Source organism: Serratia sp. BNK-17 (genome assembly GCF_048684935.1).
In the GTDB taxonomy this organism is placed as follows: Bacteria; Pseudomonadota; Gammaproteobacteria; order Enterobacterales; family Enterobacteriaceae; genus Serratia; species Serratia nematodiphila.
This window is the reverse complement of sequence record NZ_JBLQTR010000001.1, coordinates 1,001,497-1,024,900: the sequence shown is the minus strand read 5'-3', so window position 1 is coordinate 1,024,900 and position 23,404 is coordinate 1,001,497. Positions and strand designations below refer to the sequence as shown.

Sequence of the window (23,404 nt, the reverse complement as noted above, 5' to 3'; positions counted from 1 at the left end):
GTGTTCCTCCCTTTATCGTTCAATCTGGAGAAGGTTGGCGGTCAATATATGAACGATACAAGCATAGTTGTAGCAATTTGGCAACACAATAAAAACATATTAACAACGTGAGGCCGATTGCAATAAAACACATAAATAACAAGATGACACTGCGTTAATCAGGGCTTTTTCATTCGGATTTATCGCGATTTTCATTAATAGGTTAATGAAATAATTCACCGCTTTTCCCGCTGAATTTACAGCGCTTTTCAATGCTTGCTCGGGTGAAGCTTTCGCCGCCCTGCGCGTGCTACAGCCGCCGCTGCCGGCCGCCGTCCCTCGTTCTTAAGAACGATAGCCAGGCTTTTCCGCCGCTTCCTACACTGCGAATTGAAGATAGCGCCAGGCGGCGCCAAACGTATAAGACGAAAAAATGATGACCTTTCTCGGGCTGAGGCGTCGGGTTGTTCAGTCCGCATGACCATACAGGGGACGGACGATGCAGAAAAAAACGTTGGCGGTGGCGTTGAGCGGCGCCTTATCGGGCCTGGCTCAGGGGGCGGACGCCGATCGCCCCAATGTGCTGATCATTCTGGTGGACGACATGGGCTACTCCGACATCAGCCCGTTCGGCGGCGAGATACCGACGCCCAACCTGCAGGCGCTGGCCGAACGGGGCGTGCGCATGAGCCAGTACTACACCTCGCCGATGTCGGCGCCGGCGCGTTCGATGTTGATGACCGGCAACACCAATCAGCAGGCCGGCATGGGCGGCATGTGGTGGTATGAGAGCACCGCCGCGCAGCCGGGGTATGAAATGCGCCTGACCGACCGCGTGACCACGCTGCCGGAGCGTTTTCGCGACGCGGGTTACGCCACCATGATGGCGGGCAAATGGCACCTGGGCTATGTCGACGGCGCCAAACCGACCGATCGCGGCTTTGAGCGCGCCTTCGCCTTTATGGGCGGCGGCACCAGCCATTTCGACGACGCGAAACCGCTGGGTACCGTGGAGGCGTTCCACACGTTTTACACCCTGAACGGCAAACGCGTGTCGTTGCCCAAAGATTTCTATTCCAGCAAGGCCTATGCCGATCAGCTGGAACAGTGGATCCGTGAGACGCCGCAGAATAAGCCCGTCTTCGCCTATCTGGCGTTTACCGCGCCGCACGATCCGCTGCAGGCGCCGGATGACTGGATCGCCAAATTCGACGGCAAATACGACGCCGGTTACCAGCAGGCCTATCAGCGGCGCATTCAGCGCCTGAAGGCGCTGGGGTTGATTTCCGATCGCACGCCGATGCCGACGCTGGCGCTGGATAAGGCCTGGAACGCGCTGACGCCGGAACAGCAAAAATATGAAGCCAAGACCATGCAGGTGTACGCGGCGATGATCGCTTATATGGACGATCAGGTCGGCGCGGTGCTGAATACCCTCAAGCAGACCGGCCGCGACCAAAATACGGTGATCGTGTTCGCCACCGACAACGGCGCCAACCCCGCCAGCGGCTTCTACTACGGCTCGAAGCCGGAGTATTGGCGGCAGTTCGACAACAGCTACGCCAACCTCGGCCGCAAGGGATCGTTCATCTCTTACGGGCCGCACTGGGCCAACGTCAGCAACGCGCCGTACGCCAACTACCACAAAACCACCAGCGCGCAGGGCGGCATCAATACCGATTTCATCATCTCCGCGCCGCGGCTAAAGGGGCGCGGCGGCATCGATCGCACGCCGATGGCGGTGTATGACATCGCGCCGACGCTGTATGACTATGCCGGCATCGACGCCAGCAAACCGCTGAAGGCCAAACCGACGCTGCCGATGGTCGGCGTCAGCTTCAAGCGCTATTTCAGCGGCGAGGCCGACGGCGTGCCGCGCGCGACCTACGGCGTGGAGCTGCATAACCAGGCCGCCTACGTGGACGGCGTCTGGAAGCTGCGGCGGTTGGTGAAGGCCGGGCCGACGGCGCAGATGGCGCCGTGGGGGCTGTTCAACCTGCATGACGATCCGCTGGAAACGCGCGATCTGGCCGCCGCCGACCCGGAACGGGTCAAACGGCTGAGCGAGGCGTATCGCCGCTTTGCGCAGCAGAGCATGGTTATTGAAGCCAAAGGTGCAGCGATCGACTATCTCGGCGTCGACGCCAGCACCGGCGACTACATCGGCCTGGATCCACGGACCCACAAACCGTTGCCGCAGGCGGCGCCATGAACCTGGCCCAGCTGCGCGCGCAGCAGATCCCGGTAGAGAGCGAACCGCGCGCGGCGGCGCCTTTTCACCTGCTGGTGAAACCGATCGGCGCCGGCTGCAACCTGGGCTGCCGCTATTGCTACTATCCACAGCGCCAGCAAGAGCGGACGCGCAAGATGGACGGCGATCTGCTGGCGGAGTTTATCCGCGGCTACATCGCCGCCCAGCCGCGCTACAGCCGCGAGATCAACTTCGTCTGGCAGGGTGGAGAGCCGCTGTTGGCGGGGATCGGTTTTTACAAGCGGGCGCTGGCGTTGCAGCGCCGCTTTGCGCCGCCGGGCGTGCGGATCAGCAACAGCCTGCAGACCAACGGCACCCTGCTGAACGACGCCTGGTGCCGGCTGTTCCGGCAGCATCAATTCATCATCGGCGTCAGCCTGGACGGCGATCGTGAGGTGCAGGACGCCCATCGGCCGGACAAGCGCGGCGGCGCCAGCTATGACGCCGCGCTGCGCGGCATCGCGCTGCTGCAGCGCCATCAGATCGACTTCAACCTGCTGATGGTGGTGCACGACGGCGTCGCGGATCGCGCCGAGGCGATCTACGATCATGCGGTGGCGATCGGCGCGCGCTATCTGCAGTTTCAGCCGCTGATGCTGGAAGGGGATGCGCCCACCGCCGGCTATGGGCTGAGTGCCGCCAACTGGGGGCGCTTCATGCTGGCGGTATACCGCCGCTGGCGCAGCCGCGGGCACGTCGGCCAGGTGTTTGTGATGAACATCGAGCAGGTCTACGCGCAGTATTTTACTCACGTCAGCCCCAGCTGCGTGCACGCTGAACGCTGCGGCGGCAATCTGGTGATGGAGCCGGACGGTCGCCTCTACGCCTGCGATCATCTTATCAACGCGCAGCACCTGCTCGGCCATGCCGATCGCCACACGCCGCTCGCCACCCTGGCGGCAAAGGCGGCGGGGATGCCGTTCGGCAAGAACAAAAGCCTGCGTCGCGAGTGCCAACGCTGCAGCGTGAAAAGCGTCTGTCAGGGCGGCTGCCCGGCGCATGTGGGCGAAGATCGCTACAACCGGTTGTGCGCCGGCTATTACGCCTTCTTTTCCGCGCTGCTGGCGCCGCTGCGCGCCTACCCGCGCAGCCCGCAGGGGGCGATGCAGTGGCGCGCCGCCGTGAGCGCGGCCGCAGGTTGAAAGCGTCTCGTCCTTAAGGACGATAGTCAGCATTTTCCTTTCCTCTCTATAGTGAGATGACCGCCGCTGGCGGTGAAAAACCTGCAAGCACCTGCATGCATCAGGCCAAAACTATAAGAGGAAATAACCATGAACCTGTCGTCGCGGTTGCACGCCCACCTGGCTCGAGGCAAGGTCGGCTTTCCCACCACCCTGGCCAGTTCGGTCGGGGTGATCATGGCCAGCCCGGTGATCCTGACGGTCACCAGCGGCTTCGGCATCGGCGGCGACACCTTCGCGCTGGCGATGCTGATCGCCTTCATCATGATGCAGGCGCAGCTCACCACTTTCTCCGAAGCGGCGGCGCTGTTGCCGACCTCCGGTTCGGTTTACGACTACATCTCCTGCGGCATGGGGCGCTTTTTCGCCATCACCGGCGCGCTGTCGGCCTACCTGATCGTGCACATCTTCGCCGGCACCGCCGAGACCATTCTCTCCGGCATCATGGCGCTGGTGAACTTCGAGCACCTCAACACCCTGATGGAAAGCCATAACGCCTCCTGGATGGTCGGCGTCGGGCTGGTCGTCGTGTTCGGCCTGCTCAACGCGTTCGGCATCGAGGCCTTCGGCAAGGCGGAGATCGTGCTGACCTTCGCCATGTGGAGCACGCTGGTGATTTTCGGCATCGTCGGGCTGCTGTCGCCGCATGCGGTGCCGCTCGAGGGCTGGTTCGGCAGCACGCTCGATCTGAACGATCCCTTCGCGGTATTCAGCCTGATCGGTATGGCGATGTTCATGTTCGTCGGCTGCGAGCTGGTGACGCCGATGGCGCCGGAGATCAAACGCTGCGATCGGGTGATACCGCGCGCCATGGCGCTCGGGCTGTGCGGCGTGGCGGTGTGCATGGCGCTGTACGGCGCGGCGCTCAGCCACCAGGTGGAAAACGTGGTGATCGACGCCGCCAGCGGCACGCGCCTGCTGGAAACGCCGATGGCCATCCCGGCCTTCGCCGGCCAGGTGATGGGCCAGTTCGGCAAATACTGGCTGGGCGTCGGCCTGCTGCTGGCGGGCGCGGCGACCATTAACACGCTGATGGCGGCGGTGCCGCGCATTCTGTACGGCATGGCGCTGGATGGCGCGCTGCCGCGCATGTTCGCCTATCTGCACCCGCGCTTTAAGACGCCGGTGGTCGGCATTCTGGTGGCGGTCCTGATCCCCTGCGTACATGCCTTCGCCATTCAGGGCAACCTCGACAGGATCATTCCACTGGTGCTGGCGGCGGTGTGCGCCTGGGGCGTGGCCTACCTGCTGGTGACCTGCTCGGTGGTGCTGCTGCGCCTGCGCCGCCCCGATCTGCCGCGCGCCTATAAATCGCCGTGGTTCCCGCTGCCGCAGATCGTCTCCAGCGTCGGCATCGTGCTGGCCATCGTCTACATCACGCCGCCGGGGATGAACCCGCGCGACGTCTACATTCCCTTCGGCTGGATGATCGGCCTGACCGCCGCCTATGCGCTGTTCTGGACGCTGTGCGTGCAGAAAGTGAATCCGTTCAAGCCGGTGCCGGTCGAGCAGGTGCTGGAGAACGCGTTCGCCAAGGGTGAAAACGAGGAGGCGCAGTTTGATCGGCTTACTTCCCTCACTTAATCGCGCCTGGCGGCGAGCGCCATCGGGCTATCGGCCGGGCGCCGCGCTGGATCGTCTGGCGCGCAACCTGGAACCCTACGCGTGCGAACGCCTGGCGCCGGGCCTGCTGCGGCTGACGCTGCCGCAGGGGCCGCAGATCGAGGTCAGCGAACAGGTGCAGGGGCTGTTTATGGCGCATATCGTCAGCCACCGTTTTCGGTTACAGGGCGCGTGCGCGGCGCAGCCCCCGCTGACGCTGGACGTGGTGACCGGCGGCTGGCTGCGGCGGCGCGGCGTGCGCTATCTGCTGCGCCAGCGCCATGCGGCCGCGCAGCGGGTGCTGGATGGCCTGCTGCGCTACCCGCAGATCGGCGAGACGCTGGCGCAGCTGGATTTTCGCCGCGTGCGGCTGACGGTCAAAGACGGGCGCTGGCAGGTGGATATCGAGCATTTCGCCGCATCGGAGGTGGTCAGCCGTTTGCCGGCCGGCCGCCGCTATCTGCGGCTGGACGCCGAACAGCGGCGGCTGCTGTTGAGCAGCCTGCTGATGATCGGCCAACTGATGGAGAAGCTGAATCATGAATAGAGTGGTTGTGATTACCGGCGGCGGCACCGGCGTCGGCGCCGCCTGCGCCCGTCTGCTGGCGGCGCAGGGCGATCGGGTGTTCATCATCGGCCGCCGCCCGGAACCGCTGGCGGCGCTGGCGCATGAGATCGGCGCGCAGGCGCTGGTGGGTGACGCCGCCAGCGGCGAGAGCTGGGCCCACACGTTGCTGCCGGCCATTCTGCGCGACGCCGGGCGCATCGACTGCCTGATTGGCAGCGCCGGTGGCATGGGCTTCAAGCGTATTACCGAGATGACCGACGCGCAGTGGCAAGGGGCGATGGACAGCAACCTCAACAGCGCTTTCGCCAGCGCGCGCGCCTGCTTGCCGGAGCTGATCAAGAGCGGCGGCAACCTGCTGTTCGTCGCCTCGATCGCCTCGCTGGCCGCCGGGCCGGAGGTCTGCGGCTACGTCACCGCCAAGCACGCGCTGATCGGGCTGATGCGCTCCATCGCCCGCGACTATGGCCCGCTGGGCGTGCGCGCCAACGCGGTGTGTCCCGGCTGGGTGACCACGCCGATGGCGGACGAAGAGATGCAGCTGTTGATGGACGCCCATCAGATTTCGCTGGAGCAGGCTTACCAGATGGTCTGCCGCGACGTGCCGCTGCGCCGGCCGGCCAGCGCCGAGGAGATCGCCCGCGTCTGCCGTTTCCTCTGTTCCAGCGAGGCTTCAATCATTACCGGCGCGGCGCTGGTGGCCGACGGCGGCTCCACCATCGTCGATGTGCCGACATTGGCTTTCACTTCCCTGTAAGGAGCATTTCCATGAGTTCAGAAGCGGTATTCATTCAGGTTGGCGCGCTGGCGGAAGGCTTTGCGCCGCACAGCAATACGCTGGAACGCCAGCACGGCCTGGCGGGCACCACGCTGACGCTGCGTTTCAGCGACGGCGCGACGCAACGTTGCCGGTTCAGCGACGCGCAGACGCTGGAGTGGGGGGAGCGGCGCGGCGTCGCCTATCGCGCGACCAGCATTCGTCCCGGTGTGCTGTTCATCGATTTTCTCGATCCCGCCCGCGCCAACGCCAGCATTACGCTGGTGTGCGACCGCAATCAGGGCAACTTCACCGCGGTGTACGGCCAACTGCCGGACGAAGCGCAGGCGCGGCTCGACGCCTTCAGCCGGGTGGAACAGGGGCTGCCGCTGACCGCGGTCGAGGCCGAATTCCGCTTCGGCACGCTGGATGATGCCGACGTGGCGCCGCCGGGCTTTACCGATGAGCTGATCGGCATGCGCAACATGTACACCTACAGCCCGACCGAACGTTACGAGCACATCTACCTGAACGACAACTTCTATGCCTGGCAGTGTCTGGACGGGGTGGAGAAAGGGCTGGCGGACGTCGACCGCTGCCACTACGTGAAGGTGGCGGAGCAGCTTTATCTGTTTGTCTGGCGCGAGAAGATCATTCCGACGCTGGGCGTGGTGATGATCGATCTGCAGGGCATGCGCACCGACGGCAAGATCCTCGGTTATCAGGGCAGCGATTTCAGCGCGCTGAGCAACTTTGCGGTGGGCGCCCACGCGCAGGTGCTCAACACCACGCGCCACCCGCGAGGATAGGCCGATGAGCGCAACCTATGCGGCCGACGCCTTCGCCGGGCAGGCGGTGCTGGTGACCGGCGGCGCGCAGGGCATCGGGCTGGCGATCGTCAGCGCCTTTGCCCGGCTGGGCGCCGAGGTGACGATCGCGGACGTGCAGCTGCCGCAGGCGCAGGCGGCGGCGCAAATGCTGCGGGACGAAGGGCTGAGCGTGCAGGCACTGGCTTGCGATCTGGCCGAGCCAGGGCAGATCGCCGAGCTGGTGGCGGCGGTAGGCGAGCGGCATCAACGGCTGGACGTGGTGATCCACAACGCCGCTTACTTTCCGCTGACGCCGTTCGCCGCCATCGACGCGGCCCTGCTGCAACGCACGCTGAGCGTTAATCTGATGGCGCCGTTCTTTCTGGCGCAGGCGGCGCTGCCGTGGATGCGCCGCGCCGGCGGCGGCAGCCTGCTGGTGACCTCGTCGGTGACCGGCCCGCGGGTGGCGTATCCGGGGCTGGCGCATTACGCCGCCTCCAAGGCCGGGGTAAACGGCTTTATTCGCGCGGCGGCGCTGGAGCTGGCGGCGGAGAACATTCGCGTCAACGGCGTGGAGCCGGGGATGATCCGCACGCCGGCGATGGCCAACCTGGGCGACGCGCAGGTGAATCAGGCGATCGCCGCCGCGGTGCCGCTCGGGCGGCTGGGTGAACCGGAAGACATCGCCGCGGCGATGGTGTTTCTCGCCTCGCCGGCAGCGGCCTATATCACCGGCCAGACGCTGGTGGTGGACGGCGGCGCGCTGTTGCCGGAAACGAATGCTCCGCTTGCTTGACGCAGCCACGCCCCCCAGTCGCTTACTTGAGTAAGCGACTGGGGATTTACGCCTTGGCCGCCTGGCTGTAACGCCAATTAATGTGAGAATTCCGGTGGGTTAAATCACTGCTTGGCGGGATGCGCGGTGACGTTGGCGGGCAGGCTGTCGCCCAGGGTGATCAGCTCGTCCAGCAGCGTCATCAGCTGGTCCATTTTCTGCCGCGAGAAAGCGGCTTCAATCTCGGCGTAGCCCTGTTCCACTTGGTGGCGCGCCACTTCATACAGATCCTGACCCTGCTGGGTCAGCGACACGTACAGCTTGCGCTGATCGTTGACCGGCTTGAGGCGGAAGATCAGTTTGTCGCGCTCCATGCGCGACAGAATGCCGGTCAGGCTGGGGCGCAGGATACAGGTTTCCGCCGCCAGTTCGTGGAATTCGATCGAGCGGCTGTTGGCCAGCACGCGGATGATGCGCCACTGCTGCTCGGTGAGATTGTGGCTTTTCAGGATCGGGCGGAAGAACCCCATGGCGGTTTCACGCGCCTGCAGCAGGGCGATGGTTAACGATTCATGCATAAGTTTGGCCTTAGCTATCAAGGTGTTCGCTGTTACGGCGCTCGTCATGGGGGCGCCCGCCCCGCAAAGCCCGATTTGTTAATAACTTAATAGTAGCCAAAGTTACCCGCAGGGATAAAGCAAAAATGCGTAGCGCAGCGAAAAATGGCGATAAAAATGATTAATGCGTTGAATAATCACGCCAATGTTTGTTGTTTGTGAATATTTTGTTATCACGATCACAAATCATTCCAAGCGCGTTGCGTAAAAGCTGCACAGCGTATAAAAGTAATCATTAATATATTAATGAATGCCGGTTGTCATGTTTTGCCATTGGAGGAGTTCGCATGAAAGGCACCGTATTTTCCGTTGCGCTGAACCACCGCAGCCAACTGGACGCCTGGGATCAGGCGTTTCACCAGCCGCCGTACCAGACCCCGCCCAAAACCCCGGTGTGGTTTATCAAACCGCGCAATACCCACCTCGCCAACGGCGGGGCGATCCCGTTTCCGGCCGGTGAAACCGTGCAGAGCGGCGGCACGCTGGCGGTGATCATCGGCGACACCGCGCGCAAGGTGCCGGCGGCGCAGGTGAGCCGTTATCTGGCCGGTTACGCGTTGGCCAACGACGTCAGCCTGCCGGAGAGCAGCTTCTATCGCCCGGCGATCAAGGCCAAATGCCGCGACGGCTTCTGCCCGCTGGGTGAGATGGGCCAACTGGAGAATGCCGATCGGCTGGAGATCGTCACCGAGATCAACGGCGTGGAGCAGGATCGCTGGTCCACCGCCGATCTGGTGCGCTCGGTGCCGGAGCTGATCGCCGCCATCAGCGATTTCATCACCCTGCAGCCGGGCGATGCGGTGCTGATCGGCACCCCGCACCAGCGGGTGGCGATCAAACCGGGGGATGAGGTGACGGTGCGCGCCGCCGGCCTGCCCACTCTGAGCAACCGCGTCACCCAGGCAGGAGCCGCATCATGAAACATGCCCGTATTCGCCATCATGGCCAGATCGTCAACGTTCAGGTGGACGACCAGCTGCGCGTCACGTTGCCGAACGGCGAGGTGCTGCAGGAGCGCGAAGTGGAATGGCTGCCGCCGGCGCAGGGCACGGTGTTCGCCCTGGGGCTGAACTATGCCGACCACGCCAGCGAGCTGGAATTCAAAGCGCCGGAAGAGCCGCTGGTGTTCCTCAAGGCGCCGAACACCCTGACCGGCCATCGTCAGGTATCGGTGCGTCCGGCCGACGTGGAGTACATGCATTACGAAGCCGAGCTGGTGGCGGTGATCGGCAAGACCGCACGCAACGTCAGCCGCGAGCGCGCCATGGAGTATGTGGCGGGCTACACCCTGTGCAACGACTACGCCATCCGCGACTACCTGGAAAACTACTACCGGCCGAATCTGCGGGTGAAGAGCCGCGATACCCTGACGCCGATCGGGCCGTACATCGTCGATCGCGACGACGTCGCCGATCCGCACCGGCTGGCGCTCAGCACCTACGTCAACGGCGAGCTGCGCCAGCGCGGCAGTACCGCCGACATGATTTTCGACATTCCGTTCCTGATCGCCTACCTGAGCGAATTCATGACGCTGCAGCCGGGCGACATGATCGCCACCGGCACGCCGAAAGGGCTGGCCGACGTGCGGCCGGGCGACGAAGTGGTGGTGGAGATCGAAGGCATCGGCCGTTTGGTTAACCACATTATCAGTGAAAAAGATTACGAGGAGAGCCTACGATGAAAACCATCAACCACTGGATCAACGGCAAGAACGTCGCCAGCAAAGAGTATTTCACCACCACCAACCCGGCGAACGGCGAGGTGCTGGCGGAAGTGGCCTCCGGCGGCCAGCTGGAGATCGACCAGGCGGTGGCGGCCGCGAAAGAGGCTTTCCCCAAGTGGGCTAACACGCCGATGAAAGAGCGCGCGCGCCTGATGCGCCGTTTGGGTGAACTGATCGACCAGAACGTGCCGCAGATCGCCGAAATGGAAACCGCCGACACCGGCCTGCCGATCCATCAGACCAAAAACGTGCTGATCCCGCGCGCCTCGCACAACTTCGAATTCTTCGCCGAGGTGTGCCAGCAGATGAACGGCAAGACCTACCCGGTGGACGACAAGATGCTCAACTACACGCTGGTGCAGCCGGTGGGGGTCTGCGCGCTGGTGTCGCCGTGGAACGTGCCGTTCATGACCGCCACCTGGAAAACCGCGCCTTGCCTGGCGCTGGGCAACACGGCGGTGCTGAAAATGTCCGAACTGTCGCCGCTGAGCGCCGATCGCCTGGGCGAGCTGGCGCTGGAAGCCGGCATTCCGGCCGGGGTGCTGAACGTGGTGCAGGGCTACGGCGCCACCGCCGGCGACGCGCTGGTGCGCCATAAAGACGTGCGCGCGGTTTCGTTCACCGGCGGCACCGCCACCGGCCGCCGCATCATCGAAAGCGCCGGGCTGAAGAAATTCTCCATGGAGCTCGGCGGCAAGTCGCCGGTGCTGATCTTTGAAGACGCCGACATCGAGCGGGCGCTCGACGCCGCGCTGTTCACCATCTTCTCGATCAACGGCGAACGCTGCACCGCCGGTTCGCGCATCTTCATTCAGGAGAGCATCTACCCGGAATTCGTCAAACGTTTCGCCGAGCGCGCCAACCGTCTGCGCGTCGGCGATCCGCAAGATCCCAACACCCAGGTGGGGGCGCTGATCAGCCCGCAGCACTGGGAAAAAGTCTCCGGCTATATCCGCCTCGGGGTGGAGGAAGGGGCGACCCTGTTGGCCGGCGGCCCGGACAAACCGGCTGGTTTGAGCCACGGCAACTTCCTGCGCCCGACGGTGCTGGCGGATGTCGATAACCGGATGCGCGTGGCGCAGGAGGAGATCTTCGGGCCGGTGGCCTGCCTGCTGCCGTTCAAGTCGGAAGAAGACGGCCTGCGCATGGCCAACGACGTGGAGTACGGCCTGGCGTCGTACATCTGGACGCAGGATGTGAGCAAGGTTCTGCGCCTGGCCCGCGGCATCGAAGCCGGCATGGTTTTCGTCAACACCCAAAACGTGCGCGATCTGCGCCAACCGTTCGGCGGCGTGAAAGCCTCCGGCACCGGCCGCGAAGGCGGCGAATACAGCTTCGAAGTGTTCGCCGAAATGAAGAACGTGTGCATTTCCATGGGCGACCACCCGATCCCGAAATGGGGCGTCTGAGCCTCAGACCACAATAATAACGAGAGAGATGAGAACAATGACGACAAAACTGACCACTAATGCTGTCCCTGCTCCCGACGTCGTGCGCTGTGCCTACATGGAAATTCAGGTCACGAACCTTAAAGCCGCACGCGAATTTTACGTCGATATCCTCGGCCTGGTCGTGACCGCCGAAGATGACAAAACCCTCTACCTGCGTTCGATGGAGGAGTTCATTCACCATAACCTGGTGCTGCGTGAAGGCCCGGTGGCCGCCGTGGCGGCGTTTGCTTTCCGCGTGCGCACGCCGGAAGACGTCGATCGCGCCGAAGCGTATTTCAAGGCGCTTGGCTGCCGCACCGAGCGGCGGGTGAACGGGTTCGCCAAAGGCATCGGCGATGCGGTGCGGGTAGAAGATCCGCTCGGTTTCCCGTACGAATTTTTCTACGACGTGCAGCACGTCGAGCGTCTGGCCTGGCGTTACGATCTGTATACGCCGGGCGCGCTGGTGCGCCTCGATCACTTTAACCAAATCACCCCAGACGTGCCGCGCGCCGTGGAATATATCCAGGGGCTGGGCTTCCGCGTAACGGAAGACATCCGCGATGAAGACGGCGTGGTTTACGCCGCCTGGATGCGCCGTAAGGCGACGGTGCACGATACCGCGATGACCGGCGGCGCCGGGCCGCGCATGCACCACATCGCCTTCGCCACCCATGAAAAACACAACATTTTGGCCATCTGCGACAAACTCGGCGCGCTGCGCAAATCCGATTTGATCGAACGCGGCCCTGGCCGTCACGGCGTCTCCAACGCGTTCTATCTCTACCTGCGCGATCCCGATGGCCACCGCGTGGAAATCTACACGCAGGATTACTACACCGGCGATCCGGACAACCCGACCGTGACCTGGGACGTGCATGACAACCAGCGCCGCGACTGGTGGGGCAATCCGGTGGTGCCGAGCTGGTACACCGAAGGATCGCTGGTGCTGGATCTCGATGGGCAGCCGCAGCCGGTCATCGAACGCAGCGCGCCCAGCGAAATGGCCGTCACCATCGGCGCAGACGGTTTTTCCTATACCCGCGAGGGCGATACGGAAAAAGGTTTCAAACTTGGCAATACGCTGTAAATGCCGTTGCGCGGGCCTGGCCCGCGCATATTCGCCGTCTGGAGAACGCTATGCCCCATTTTTACGCTGAATGTACCGACAACATCCGCCGCGAGGCGGATTTGCCGACTCTGTTCGCCAAGGTCAACGAAGCGCTGGCGGCGACCGGCATCTTCCCGTTGGCCGGCGTGCGCAGCCGCGCCATCTGGCTCGACACCTGGCAGATGGCCGACGGCAAGCAGGATTACGCCTTCGTGCACATGACGCTGAAGATCGGCCACGGCCGCAGTCTGGAAAGCCGTCAGCAGGTGGGCGAGATGCTGTTTGCGCTGATCAAGGAACACTTCGCCGCGCTGATGGCGCAGCGTTACCTGGCGCTCTCTTTCACCATGGAAGAGCTGGATCCGGTGCTGAATTACAAACAGAACAATGTCCACGCGCTGTTCAACAAGGCGTGAAGAAGGGGGCGTAAATGCTGGATAAAGAGCAGGTTAACCGCGCCGTGCAGCGTCTGCATCAGGCGGAAAAGAGCCGTGAGCAGATCCGCGCGCTGTCGCTCGATCATCCCGAGATCACCATTGAAGACGCCTATGCCATTCAGCGGCAGTGGGTGGATCTGAAGATCGCCGAGGGGCGCACGCTCAAAGGCCACAAGATCGGCCTGACCTCGCGCGCCATGCAGGTGAGCTCGCAGATCACCGAGCCGGATTACGGCGCGCTGCTGGACGACATGTTCTTCAACGACGGCAGCGACATTCCGATCGATCGCTTTATCGTGCCGCGGGTGGAAGTGGAGCTGGCGTTCGTGCTGGCCAAGCCGCTGCGCGGGCCGAACTGCACGCTGTTCGACGTCTACAACGCCACCGACTACGTCATTCCGGCGCTGGAGATCATCGATGCGCGCAGCCACAACGTCGATCCCGAGACGCAGCGGCCGCGCAAGGTGTTCGACACCATCTCCGACAACGCCGCCAACGCCGGGGTGGTGATGGGCGGGCGGCCGATCAAGCCGGATGCGCTGGATCTGCGTTGGATCTCTGCGCTGCTGTACCGCAACGGCGTGATTGAAGAGTCCGGCGTGGCGGCGGCGGTGCTCAACCACCCGGCCAACGGCGTGGCCTGGCTGGCCAACAAGCTGGCGCCGTATGAGGTGGAGCTGGAAGCGGGGCAGGTGATCCTCGGCGGTTCCTTCACCCGGCCGGTGCCGGCGCGGCGCGGCGATACTTTCCACGTCGATTACGGCCCGATGGGCTGCATCAGCTGCCGCTTCGTCTAATAAGCCGGCTCGGCGAACCGAGCCGCAATAACCGGGTGGGGGCCAAGCGCCGCGCCCGCTTGTCAGGGAGAATGCGATGTTAACCAACCACTTCAAGCGGGCGCTGCAGGAAAAACGCCCGCAGATCGGGCTGTGGCTCGGGCTGTGCAGCAGCTACAGCGCCGAACTGTTGGCCGGCGCCGGTTTCGACTGGCTGCTGATCGACGGCGAACATGCGCCCAACAACGTGCAGACGGTGCTGGGGCAGCTGCAGGCGGTTGCGCCTTACCCCAGCCAGCCGGTGGTGCGGCCGCCGTGGAACGACGCGGTGATCATCAAGCAGTTGCTGGATGTCGGCGCGCAAACCTTATTGATCCCGATGATTCAGAACGCCGAACAGGCGCGCGACGCGGTGCGCGCCACGCGTTATCCGCCGCACGGCGTGCGCGGCGTCGGCAGCGCCCTGGCGCGCGCTTCGCGCTGGAACCGGGTGCCCGATTACCTGCAGCAGGCCGACGAGCAGATGTGCGTGCTGGTGCAGATTGAAACCCGCGAGGCGGTGAAAAACCTCGACGCCATTCTGCAGGTGGAAGGGGTGGACGGCGTGTTCATCGGCCCGGCGGATCTCAGCGCCGACATGGGCTTCGCCGGCAATCCGCAGCATCCGGAGGTACAGCGCACCATCGACGACGCCATCGCGCGCATCCGTGCCGCCGGCAAGGCGCCGGGCATTCTGATGGCCAACAAGGCGCTGGCGCAGCGCTATCTGGAAGCCGGCGCGCTGTTCGTCGCGGTAGGGGTAGACACCACCCTGCTGGCGCGGGCGGCGGAAGCCCTGGCGGACGAGTTCAAACAGGGCGGGGCGCAAGCGCCTTCATCGGGAGTCTACTGAACCATGAACCACGTCGATTCGCTGCCGCCGGCCAACCCGGCGCAGCAACATAAAGCGTTAACCGCCGCCGAGCAATCGGTGATTAAAAAGTTGTTTCGGCGCCTGATTATTTTCCTGTTCGTGCTGTTTGTTTTCTCTTTCCTCGACCGCATCAACATCGGCTTCGCCGGGCTGACGATGGGCAAAGATCTCGGCCTCAGCTCGACCATGTTCGGGCTGGCGGCGACGTTGTTCTATGTCACCTACGTGATCTTCGGCATTCCCAGCAACATGATGCTGAGCCGGGTCGGCGCGCGGCGCTGGATCGCCACCATCATGGTGCTGTGGGGCGTCGCCTCCACCTGCACCATGTTCGCCACCGGACCCACCAGCCTGTACGTGCTGCGCATGATCGTCGGCATCACCGAGGCCGGCTTTCTGCCGGGCATTCTGGTGTACCTCACCTACTGGTTCCCGGCGTTCTACCGCGCCCGCGCCAACGCCTTGTTCATGATCGCCATGCCGGTGACCATGGCGATCGGCTCGCTGGTCTCCGGCTATATTCTGGCGCTGGACGGGGTGATGAACCTGAAGGGCTGGCAGTGGCTGTTCCTGCTGGAAGGCATTCCGTCGGTGCTGCTGGGCGTGGTGGTGTGGTTCTACCTCGACGACACGCCGGCTAAGGCCAAGTGGCTGACCGACGAGGAAAAAGCCAGCCTGAAGGCGATGATGGAGGCCGACAAGCTGCAGCTGGTGCAGCCCAACGGGCCGAGCAGCCACCGCGCGCTGCAGCAGCGCAGCCTGTGGCGCGAGATTTTCACGCCGATTGTGTTGATGTATACGCTGGCCTATTTCTGCCTGACCAACACCCTGAGCGCGATCAATATCTGGACGCCGCAGATCCTGCAGAGCTTCAACCAGGGCAGCAGCAACGTGACGATCGGCATTCTGGCGGCGATCCCGCAGATCTGCACCATCGCCGGCATGGTGTGGTGGAGCAAACGATCCGACCGGCTGCAGGAGCGCAAGCATCACACCGCGCTGCCGTACCTGTTCGCCGCCGCCGGCTGGCTGCTGGCGTCCGCCACCGATCACAGCCTGATCCAGCTGCTGGGGATCGTGATGGCGTCGGTCGGTTCCTTTACCGCCATGGCGATCTTCTGGACCACGCCGGATCAGTCGATCAGCCTGGAAGCGCGAGCGGTGGGGATCGCCGTGATCAACGCCACCGGCAACATCGGATCGGCGCTCAGCCCACTGCTGATCGGCTGGTTCAAGGATCTGACCGGCAGCTTCAACTCCGGGCTGTATTTCGTCTCGGCGCTGTTGATCGTCGGCGCCGTGCTGGTGTGGCGCATCCCGATGAAGGATTCGCGCCCGAGAGCGACGCCTTGATACGCAGACAGGCAGGATTGCAGGAGGTAATGAGGTGCGGAAAAGTACCGGTTTTATCGCCAACATCGATATTTGCAAAGAGTATGACGCGCGCTACGCCGCCGACGAGGTGCACTACGAAACCTTCGCCGGGCTGGCGGCATTCTTTGGCCGCGACATGCAGGTGCACTGGCACGACTGCTTCTTCCAGGTGCATTTTCTGGAGACCGGCAAGATAGAGCTGCAGCTCGACGATCAGCACTATTCGGTGCAGGCGCCGCTGTTCATCCTCACGCCGCCGTCGGTGCCGCATGCGTTCTTCACCGAACCGGACAGCGACGGCCACGTGCTGACGGTGCGTCAGGAGTTGATTTGGCCGCTGCTGGAGCGCCTGTACCCCGGCAGCAACCTGGCGCTCGACATGCCGGGCATCTGCCTGTCGCTGGCCGACGCGCCGCAGGAGCTGACGGCGCTCAGCCACTATTGGGCGCTGATCCGCCGCGAGTTCGCGCAGAACCTGGCCGGGCGTGAACAGACGCTGGCGCTGCTGGCGCAGGCGGTGTTCACGTTGCTGTTGCGCAATACCGCGCTGGAAGACAGCGCCAACAGCGGCGTGCGTGGCGAACTGCAGCTGTTCCAGCGCTTCAACAAGATGGTGGACGAGCGTTTTCGCGAGCACCTGCCGGTGCCGGAGTATGCGCAGGCGTTGGGGGTGACCGAATCGCGGCTCAACGATCTGTGTCGGCGCTTCGCCAACCGGCCGCCCAAGCGGCTGATCTTCGATCGATTGCTGCGCGAGGCCAAGCGCATGCTGCTGTTCAGCGCCTGCACGGTGCATGAAACCGCCTACAGCCTCGGCTTCAAGGATCCTGCCTATTTCGCCCGGTTTTTCAATCGGCTGGAAGGCTGTTCCCCCTCGACCTACCGCGCGGCGCAACACGCCCTTTCGTAACCGCGATCACAGTTTGCCGCGAAAGCGGCAAACTGACCTGAAAAGTACCGGCGATTGCCGCAAAAGTCTCTTCTCGAAACCGGCTTTGGCAGCTTCAATTAAGCAACCAAAAGAAAACATTATTTTAACAAATGGCCGACTCCACGGCCTGAAAAATGCCGATGACGAGGAAGACCCGATGAAACCAGAAGACTTTCGTGCCGACAGCAAACGCCCGTTCACCGGCGCCGAATACCTGAAAAGTTTGCAGGACAGCCGCGAAATTTACATTTACGGCGAGCGCGTGAAAGACGTCACCACCCACCCGGCGTTCCGCAATGCGGCGGCCTCGGTCGGCCAGCTGTACGACGCGCTGCACGATCCGGCCAGCCAGGATCGCCTGTGCTGGAATACCGACACCGGCAACGGCGGCTACACCCACAAGTTCTTCCGCTATGCCCGCAGCCCGGAAGAGATGCGCCAGCAGCGTGACGCCATCGCCGACTGGTCGCGCCAAAGCTACGGCTGGATGGGGCGCACGCCGGATTATAAGGCGGCCTTCGGCTGCGCGCTGGGCGCTTATCCGGAGTTCTACGGCCAGTTCGCCGACAACGCGCGCCACTGGTACAAACGCATTCAGGAAACCGGGCTCTATTTCAACCACGCCATCGTCAATCCGCCGATCGACCGCCATAAGCCGGTCAACGAGGTGAAGGACGTCTACATTCAGGTGGAGAAAGAAACCGACGCCGGCATCATCGTCAGCGGCGCCAAAGTGGTGGCCACCAACTCGGCGTTGACCCACTACAACTTCATCGGTTTCGGTTCGGCGCAGGTGATGGGCGATAATCCGGACTTCGCGCTGATGTTCGTGGCACCGATGGACGCCGAAGGGGTGAAGCTGATTTCGCGCGCCTCCTACGAGCTGGTGGCCGGCGCCACCGGTTCGCCGTTCGACTACCCGCTCACCAGCCGCTTCGACGAGAACGACGCCATCCTGATCATGGATCATGTGTTGATCCCGTGGGAAAACGTGCTGATCTACCGCGATTTCGACCGCTGCCGCCGCTGGAGCACCCAGGGCGGTTTCGCCCGGCTGTTCCCGCTGCAGGCCTGCGTGCGCCTGGCGGTGAAGATGGATTTCATCACCGCGCTGCTGCAAAAGAGCCTCTCGTGCACCGGCGTGCTGGAGTTCCGCGGCGTGCAGGCCGATCTGGGCGAAGTGGTGGCCTGGCGCAACCTGTTCTGGTCGCTGAGCGACGCGATGTGCGCCGAAGCCACTCAATGGGAAAACGGCGCCTACCTGCCGGATTCCGCCGCGCTGCAGACCTACCGCGTGATGGCGCCGATGGCCTACACCAAGGTGAAACACATCATCGAGAAGAACGTCACCAGCGGCCTGATCTACCTGCCGTCCAGCGTGCGCGACATGAACAATCCGGAGATCGACAAGTACCTGGCGCGCTACGTGCGCGGATCGGACGGCATGGATCACGTCGAACGCATCAAGATCCTCAAGCTGATGTGGGATGCGATCGGCAGCGAATTCGGCGGCCGTCACGAGCTGTATGAGATCAACTACGCCGGCAGCCAGGATGAGATCCGCCTGCAGTGCCTGCGCCACGCGCAGGGATCCGGCAACATGGATCGCATGATGCAGATGGTCGACAAGTGCCTGGCCGATTACGATCAGCATGGCTGGAAGGTGCCGCACCTGCGGAACAATGACGATATTAATCAGTTGGATAATCTGCTGAAGTAATTCAGGAGGAGGTTGTATGTCTCAGGAAAATGAACAGCGGCTGCGCTTTCGCGACGCGATGGCCAGCCTGTCGGCGGCGGTGAATATCGTCACCACCGACGGCCCGGCGGGGCGCTGCGGCATCACCGCCACGGCGGTGTGCTCGGTAACCGATACGCCGCCGACGCTGCTGGTGTGCATCAACCGCAACAGCGCGATGAACCCGGTATTTCAGGAAAATCGCAGGCTGTGCGTCAACGTGCTCAACCACGAACAGGAACTGATGGCGCGCCACTTCGCCGGCATGACCGGCGTCAGCATGGAAGATCGTTTCAGGCTGGAAGAGTGGCAGCTTGGCGCGTTGGGGCAGCCTGTATTGCGCAATACCCTGGCCAGCCTGGAAGGGGAGATCGAGCAGATCCAGAGCATCGGCACTCACCAGATGTACCTGGTGCAGATCAAGCAGATCGCGCTGAGCGAAGCCGGCAACGGCCTGATCTACTTCAAGCGCAACTTCCATTCGGTGATCCACCAGATGGCGGTGCCGGCCTGAGGCGTGGGGGCGCAGTTGGCTGCGCCCCTCATCTCAACTCTTGTTGGCCGCCAGATCGCTCACCAGGCGGTTGACCGGATCGCTCATGTTGGTGAACTTGCTCAGCTCCGAACGGGTCACCACCACGAACACCCCGACGTTTTTCGCCGGGATCATCGCCATGTAGGTAATGAATCCGCCGCCGCCGCCGGTCTTCTGAATGATGCCCGGCAGCCCGTCCTTCGGCGCCATATACACCCAGCCCAATCCCAATGCATCCGCTTGTCCCGGCACGTCCATGCCCTTCAGCGACACCAGATCGTGGCGCTGGAAGTACATGGTTTGCTCGCTGGCGGCGGTGGCTTTGCGCGGGCCGCTGGCGCTGGAGGAGAGGAACTGCTGCATCCAGCGCTGCATGTCGCGCGGGGTGGAGTAGACGCCGCCGCTGCCGGCCGCGGCGGTGGTGTCGCGACAGGCGCTCGGGCCGGCCGCCGCCACCATCAGGCGCGAGCACTGTTCGGGGCTCGGCGTCAACGTGGTGTCGACCATGCCGAGCGGCGCGGTGATTTTCTCTTTCAGCAGCGTGCTGTAAGGCTTGCCCGCGGCGCGCGAGAGCGCGTCGGCCAGCAGATCGTACGCCAGGTTGGAATACGCGGCGCGCACGCCCGGCGGCACCGTGACGTTGGCATGCGCCAGCCATTGCCAGCGCTGAGCCTTGGTCGGCCAGGTGAATACCGGCGTTTTCGGCGGCTTTTTGCCCGGCTGCTCGCGCGGCAACGCGCTGGTGTGGGTCGCCAGGTTTAATAACGTGATCGGCTGGCCGGCGTTGTAAGACGGCACATAGGCGCCCTTGGGAGCGTACTTGCGCAGCGGGTCGGTCAGCTTGACCTGGCCTGCCGCCGCCATTTTCACCATCACTTCGCTGGTCATCAGCTTGGTGATCGAGGCGATGCGGATCAGCGAATCCGGGCGCGGGCGCAGGTTGTTGCCGGGCTTGGTGTCGCCGAAGCTGCGGTTAACCACCTGATTGCCGTCGATCACCACCAGCGCCATGCCGGTGGCGCCGCTGTTGTAGAAAATATGTTCGGCATACTGGTCGACGATTTGCGAAGCCAGCTGCGGGGGCGCGGCCTGCACGGCCAGCGGCGCGGCGCACAGGCCCAGCGCCAGCAATAAAGCGGAGACAGAGTTCTTCAACGGTCGTTATCCATTTAACAATGCAGCGGGAAAGGGCGTAATCCATCGCCCAGTGTAATGCGCCCGCCCCCCCGCTGCATGTAGAAAAAAGAGCGGTGGCGATAAAATTTTTTAACCGCCGGCGGCTTACTGCGCGCGGGCGAAAATGGCGATCACTTCATCCAGGTGCGCCTTCATCGCTTTGCGGGCGCCGCGCACATCGCGCGCTTCGATCGCCGCCAGGATCGCCCGGTGTTCCAGCTCGGAGCGGTGCGGCATGTCGTCCGGCGTATAGTGGCGCTGCAGCACGCGGAACATGCTGCCGTAGCGGTGGCCGAGCAGATGGCCGATGATGAACGCGTAAGCCGGGTTGCCGCTGGCCTGGGCGATGCGGATGTGGAACAGCCGATCGCCGGGGTGGGTAGCGGAGCCGGCGCGGTTATCGCGGCAGTTCTGCTCATAGGCGGCGCGGATGCCCGCCAGCTCCTCGTCGGTGGCGTGGCGCGCGGCCAGCGCGGCGGTCTCCGGTTCAATCAGCAGGCGGGTTTGCAGCAGTGAAAACGGCGGCAGCTCGGCGTTGAAATCCAGCTCGATATTCAGTTCGTCGTCGATCTCCGCCCACTGGTTGCGGCCGGCCTGGGCCATCACCGGTTCCTGCGACGCCGCCGGTGGCGTTTGCGAACGGACGATCACCCCATTGCCCACTTTGACGTCCACCAGGCCGATCACTTCCAATGCGATCAGCGCCTCGCGCACCGATGCGCGGCTGACCTGCAATTGCTGGGCGAGATCGCGCTCCGAGGGCAGGCGGCTGCCAGGCGGAAATTCGTTATTCTCGATAAGACGTTTGAGCTGGTCGGCTATCTGTCTGTAAATCCTTGGGTTTTCCAGTCGGGTAATCGGCATTTTTGACCTTTGACGATTCGGCGTTCAGTGATTTGGCGCACAATTATGCGACAAGGCGCTTGAGTAATCGTTATTCAAGTGTAAAAAAATGGTTAATTGAAATGTGGTTTCAAGGCTGTTTTATTAACTTCTTCCCCCAACGATAACGCGTAAAGCGTCTTTTGTCATGTTAGAGGCCTGACCTTTAATCGCCCTTAGTGGCCTGACCATTAGACCTTTAGGCCGAGGAGTCAAGATGGATTTAACCGGGAAACGCGTACTGATCACCGCCGCCGGGCAAGGGATCGGTTTTACCACCGCCAGGCTGTTCGCCGCCGCCGGCGCCGAAGTGATCGCCAGCGACATCAACCTCGAGCGCCTGCAGGGCTGCGCCGGGATCCGCGCGCTGGCGCTGAACGTCACCGATCCGGCCGCCATCGCGGCGGCGGCGGAGGCGATCGGCCCGATCGATGTGCTGTTCAACTGCGCCGGCGTGGTGCACAGCGGATCGATCCTCGATTGCAGCGAAGATCAGTGGGCGTTCGCGCTCGATCTCAACGTGACCGCGATGTTCCGCATGATCCGCGCCTTCCTGCCGGGCATGTTGGCGCGCGGCAAAGGCTCGATCATCAACATGTCTTCGGTGGCCTCGAGCGTGAAAGGGGTGCCGAACCGCTTCGCCTACAGCGCCAGCAAGGCGGCGGTGATCGGCCTGACGCGCTCGGTGGCGGCGGATTACGTCACCCAGGGCATCCGCTGCAACGCCATTTGCCCCGGCACGGTGGAATCGCCGTCGCTGCGCCAGCGCATCAATGAGCAGGCGCGCGAACAGGGGCGCAGCGAGCAAGAGGTGTATCAGGCGTTCGTCGCCCGTCAGCCGATCGGGCGCATCGGCACCACCGAGGAGATCGCCCAGTTGGCGCTGTATCTGGCCTCCGACGCCAGTTCGTACACCACCGGCACGGTGCAGATCATCGACGGCGGCTGGAGCAACTGAGCCGCCATTTTTGAGAGAGGAACGCATGAAACTTTTACGTTACGGGGAACCCGGGCAAGAGCGCCCCGGCATGTTGGATGCGCAAGGTCGCCTGCGCGATCTGTCGCAGCATATCGCCGACGTGGGCGGCGCCGCGTTATTGCCGGCGTCGCTCGCCAAACTGCGCGCGCTGGACAGCGCCGCGTTGCCGTTGGTCGAGGGGCAGCCGCGCATTGGTGCCTGCGTCGGGGGCATCGGCAAGTTTATCTGCATCGGCCTGAATTACGCCGATCACGCGGCGGAGACCGGTGCGGCCATTCCTGAAGAACCGGTGGTGTTCAACAAATGGACCAGCGCGGTGGTCGGCCCCTACGACCGGGTGGAGATCCCGCGCGGCTCGCAGAAAACCGACTGGGAAGTGGAGCTGGGCGTGGTGATCGGCCTGGGCGGGCGCTACATCAGCGAAGCGGACGCGATGCGCCACGTCGCCGGTTATTGCGTGATCAACGACGTCTCTGAACGCGAATATCAAATTGAGCGCGGCGGCACCTGGGACAAGGGCAAAGGCTGCGACACCTTCGGGCCGATCGGCCCCTGGCTGGTGACCGCCGACGAAATTGCCGATCCGCACAGCCTGAACCTGTGGCTGGAGGTGGACGGCAAGCGCTATCAGGACGGCAACACCAGCACCATGATCTTCCGCATTCCGCAGATCGTCAGTTACCTCAGCCGCTTTATGAGCCTGCAGCCGGGCGACGTGATCTCCACCGGCACGCCGCCGGGCGTCGGCATGGGGCAGAAACCGCAGCCCATCTACCTGCGGGCGGGCCAGACGATGCGTCTGGGTATCGAAGGGCTGGGCGAACAGCGCCAGCAAACCGTACAGGCTTAACCGGGAGCGCCGC

23 protein-coding genes are annotated in these 23,404 nt (G+C 63.4%); 20 read left to right on the top strand and 3 right to left on the bottom strand.

Annotated elements, in window-relative coordinates:
* Nucleotides 1–478 precede the first annotated feature (478 nt).
* From ACMGF7_RS05005 to ACMGF7_RS04975, 7 genes are all read left to right on the top strand, one after another.
* The gene (locus ACMGF7_RS05005) at nucleotides 479–2,191 is read left to right on the top strand and encodes an arylsulfatase (protein WP_406888376.1); all 1,713 of its coding nucleotides are present in this window, start codon (nucleotides 479–481) and stop codon (nucleotides 2,189–2,191) included.
* Nucleotides 2,188–3,372 carry an anaerobic sulfatase maturase gene (locus tag ACMGF7_RS05000; protein ID WP_049239753.1) on the top strand — a complete coding sequence of 395 codons (1,185 nt, stop codon included), beginning with the start codon at nucleotides 2,188–2,190 and terminating at the stop codon, nucleotides 3,370–3,372. Before ACMGF7_RS05005 ends, ACMGF7_RS05000 begins: the two co-directional genes overlap by 4 nt.
* A gap of 129 nt (nucleotides 3,373–3,501) precedes the next feature.
* The gene (locus ACMGF7_RS04995) at nucleotides 3,502–4,995 is read left to right on the top strand and encodes an APC family permease (RefSeq protein ID WP_004933191.1); all 1,494 of its coding nucleotides are present in this window, start codon (nucleotides 3,502–3,504) and stop codon (nucleotides 4,993–4,995) included.
* On the top strand, nucleotides 4,970–5,560 hold the full coding sequence (locus tag ACMGF7_RS04990) for a DUF3156 family protein (RefSeq protein WP_019454949.1): 591 nt from the start codon (nucleotides 4,970–4,972) through the stop codon (nucleotides 5,558–5,560). The genes ACMGF7_RS04995 and ACMGF7_RS04990 overlap by 26 nt, the downstream gene beginning before the upstream one ends.
* Nucleotides 5,553–6,335, top strand: coding sequence for an SDR family NAD(P)-dependent oxidoreductase (locus tag ACMGF7_RS04985; protein ID WP_015376525.1), 783 nt, complete (start codon nucleotides 5,553–5,555; stop codon nucleotides 6,333–6,335). The genes ACMGF7_RS04990 and ACMGF7_RS04985 overlap by 8 nt, the downstream gene beginning before the upstream one ends.
* A gap of 11 nt (nucleotides 6,336–6,346) precedes the next feature.
* Nucleotides 6,347–7,144: a molybdenum cofactor biosynthesis F family protein gene (locus ACMGF7_RS04980; RefSeq protein WP_164095930.1), complete on the top strand. Its 798-nt coding sequence runs from the start codon at nucleotides 6,347–6,349 to the stop codon at nucleotides 7,142–7,144.
* 4 nt (nucleotides 7,145–7,148) lie between these two features.
* Nucleotides 7,149–7,940, top strand: a complete 792-nt coding sequence (locus tag ACMGF7_RS04975; RefSeq protein ID WP_049239756.1) for an SDR family oxidoreductase — start codon at nucleotides 7,149–7,151, stop codon at nucleotides 7,938–7,940.
* A gap of 104 nt (nucleotides 7,941–8,044) precedes the next feature.
* Here ACMGF7_RS04975 and hpaR read toward each other — a convergent pair whose 3' ends face one another.
* On the bottom strand, nucleotides 8,045–8,497 hold the full coding sequence (gene hpaR / locus ACMGF7_RS04970; protein WP_004933183.1) for a homoprotocatechuate degradation operon regulator HpaR: 453 nt from the start codon (nucleotides 8,495–8,497) through the stop codon (nucleotides 8,045–8,047).
* Between the two features lie 326 nt (nucleotides 8,498–8,823).
* Between hpaR and ACMGF7_RS04965 the strand changes: the two genes are divergently transcribed.
* The 11 genes from ACMGF7_RS04965 (at nucleotide 8,824) to hpaC (ending at nucleotide 19,483) form a co-directional block, all read left to right on the top strand.
* A complete protein-coding gene (locus tag ACMGF7_RS04965) occupies nucleotides 8,824–9,456 on the top strand; it encodes a fumarylacetoacetate hydrolase family protein (RefSeq protein ID WP_044029749.1) in 633 nt (210 codons plus the stop codon).
* The gene (locus ACMGF7_RS04960) at nucleotides 9,453–10,217 is read left to right on the top strand and encodes a fumarylacetoacetate hydrolase family protein (RefSeq protein WP_004933177.1); all 765 of its coding nucleotides are present in this window, start codon (nucleotides 9,453–9,455) and stop codon (nucleotides 10,215–10,217) included. Before ACMGF7_RS04965 ends, ACMGF7_RS04960 begins: the two co-directional genes overlap by 4 nt.
* Nucleotides 10,214–11,668 carry a 5-carboxymethyl-2-hydroxymuconate semialdehyde dehydrogenase gene (hpaE, locus tag ACMGF7_RS04955; protein ID WP_033631722.1) on the top strand — a complete coding sequence of 485 codons (1,455 nt, stop codon included), beginning with the start codon at nucleotides 10,214–10,216 and terminating at the stop codon, nucleotides 11,666–11,668. Before ACMGF7_RS04960 ends, hpaE begins: the two co-directional genes overlap by 4 nt.
* 37 nt (nucleotides 11,669–11,705) lie before the next feature.
* The gene (gene hpaD, locus ACMGF7_RS04950; RefSeq protein ID WP_004933173.1) at nucleotides 11,706–12,779 is read left to right on the top strand and encodes a 3,4-dihydroxyphenylacetate 2,3-dioxygenase; all 1,074 of its coding nucleotides are present in this window, start codon (nucleotides 11,706–11,708) and stop codon (nucleotides 12,777–12,779) included.
* Nucleotides 12,780–12,829: 50 nt separating this feature from the next.
* On the top strand, nucleotides 12,830–13,216 hold the full coding sequence (locus ACMGF7_RS04945; RefSeq protein WP_004933172.1) for a 5-carboxymethyl-2-hydroxymuconate Delta-isomerase: 387 nt from the start codon (nucleotides 12,830–12,832) through the stop codon (nucleotides 13,214–13,216).
* 14 nt (nucleotides 13,217–13,230) lie between these two features.
* Entirely contained in the window at nucleotides 13,231–14,034 is an 804-nt protein-coding gene (gene hpaH / locus ACMGF7_RS04940; protein ID WP_015376538.1) for a 2-oxo-hept-4-ene-1,7-dioate hydratase, read from the top strand.
* A 76-nt stretch (nucleotides 14,035–14,110) separates the two neighbouring features.
* On the top strand, nucleotides 14,111–14,905 hold the full coding sequence (gene hpaI / locus ACMGF7_RS04935) for a 4-hydroxy-2-oxoheptanedioate aldolase (protein ID WP_033631724.1): 795 nt from the start codon (nucleotides 14,111–14,113) through the stop codon (nucleotides 14,903–14,905).
* 3 nt (nucleotides 14,906–14,908) lie between these two features.
* A complete protein-coding gene (gene hpaX / locus ACMGF7_RS04930; RefSeq protein ID WP_197806460.1) occupies nucleotides 14,909–16,279 on the top strand; it encodes a 4-hydroxyphenylacetate permease in 1,371 nt (456 codons plus the stop codon).
* Nucleotides 16,280–16,313: 34 nt separating this feature from the next.
* Nucleotides 16,314–17,210 carry a 4-hydroxyphenylacetate catabolism regulatory protein HpaA gene (gene hpaA, locus ACMGF7_RS04925; protein ID WP_004933161.1) on the top strand — a complete coding sequence of 299 codons (897 nt, stop codon included), beginning with the start codon at nucleotides 16,314–16,316 and terminating at the stop codon, nucleotides 17,208–17,210.
* 178 nt (nucleotides 17,211–17,388) lie between these two features.
* Entirely contained in the window at nucleotides 17,389–18,951 is a 1,563-nt protein-coding gene (hpaB, locus tag ACMGF7_RS04920; RefSeq protein ID WP_004933158.1) for a 4-hydroxyphenylacetate 3-monooxygenase, oxygenase component, read from the top strand.
* A gap of 16 nt (nucleotides 18,952–18,967) precedes the next feature.
* On the top strand, nucleotides 18,968–19,483 hold the full coding sequence (gene hpaC, locus ACMGF7_RS04915; protein ID WP_004933156.1) for a 4-hydroxyphenylacetate 3-monooxygenase, reductase component: 516 nt from the start codon (nucleotides 18,968–18,970) through the stop codon (nucleotides 19,481–19,483).
* 33 nt (nucleotides 19,484–19,516) lie between these two features.
* Here hpaC and ampH read toward each other — a convergent pair whose 3' ends face one another.
* Entirely contained in the window at nucleotides 19,517–20,659 is a 1,143-nt protein-coding gene (gene ampH, locus ACMGF7_RS04910) for a D-alanyl-D-alanine-carboxypeptidase/endopeptidase AmpH (RefSeq protein WP_306377102.1), read from the bottom strand.
* A 126-nt stretch (nucleotides 20,660–20,785) separates the two neighbouring features.
* Entirely contained in the window at nucleotides 20,786–21,544 is a 759-nt protein-coding gene (locus ACMGF7_RS04905; RefSeq protein ID WP_176063704.1) for a FadR/GntR family transcriptional regulator, read from the bottom strand.
* A 235-nt stretch (nucleotides 21,545–21,779) separates the two neighbouring features.
* On the opposite strand from ACMGF7_RS04905, the gene ACMGF7_RS04900 reads away from it, so the two are divergent.
* Both ACMGF7_RS04900 and ACMGF7_RS04895 read left to right on the top strand, forming a co-directional pair.
* On the top strand, nucleotides 21,780–22,520 hold the full coding sequence (locus ACMGF7_RS04900) for an SDR family oxidoreductase (RefSeq protein WP_004933147.1): 741 nt from the start codon (nucleotides 21,780–21,782) through the stop codon (nucleotides 22,518–22,520).
* A gap of 25 nt (nucleotides 22,521–22,545) precedes the next feature.
* On the top strand, nucleotides 22,546–23,391 hold the full coding sequence (locus ACMGF7_RS04895; protein WP_049239759.1) for a fumarylacetoacetate hydrolase family protein: 846 nt from the start codon (nucleotides 22,546–22,548) through the stop codon (nucleotides 23,389–23,391).
* The last annotated feature ends 13 nt before the right edge of the window (nucleotides 23,392–23,404 follow it).